Origin of the sequence: Xanthomonas cucurbitae (assembly GCF_002939885.1) — a bacterium.
In the GTDB taxonomy this organism is placed as follows: Bacteria; Pseudomonadota; Gammaproteobacteria; order Xanthomonadales; family Xanthomonadaceae; genus Xanthomonas; species Xanthomonas cucurbitae.
On sequence record NZ_MDED01000137.1, the window covers coordinates 1 to 457 of the forward strand.

Genomic DNA, 457 nt, shown 5'->3' on the forward strand with positions numbered 1-457 from the left:
GGCAAGCAGGCGCTGGAGACGGTGCAGCGGCTGTTGCCGGTGCTGTGCCAGGCCCATGGCCTGACCCCGGACCAGGTGGTGGCCATCGCCAGACACGATGGCGGCAAGCAGGCGCTGGAGACGGTGCAGCGGCTGTTGCCGGTGCTGTGCCAGGCCCATGGCCTGACCCCGGACCAGGTGGTGGCCATCGCCAGCCACGATGGCGGCAAGCAAGCGCTGGAGACGGTGCAGCGGCTGTTGCCGGTGCTGTGCCAGGCCCATGGCCTGCCCCCGGACCAGGTGGTGGCCATCGCCAGCCACGATGGCGGCAAGCAGGCGCTGGAGACGGTGCAGCGGCTGTTGCCGGCGCTGTGCCAGGCCCATGACCTGACCCGGGACCAGGTGGTGGCCATCGCCAGCAATGGCGGCGGCAAGCAGGCGCTGGAGACGGTGCAGCGGCTGTTGCCGGTGCTGTGCC

1 pseudogene is annotated in these 457 nt (G+C 71.3%); it reads left to right on the plus strand.

From position 1 onward, the window contains the following. Window positions 1-457: pseudogene (locus tag XcuCFBP2542_RS19080) on the plus strand (TAL effector repeat-containing protein); the annotation flags it as partial.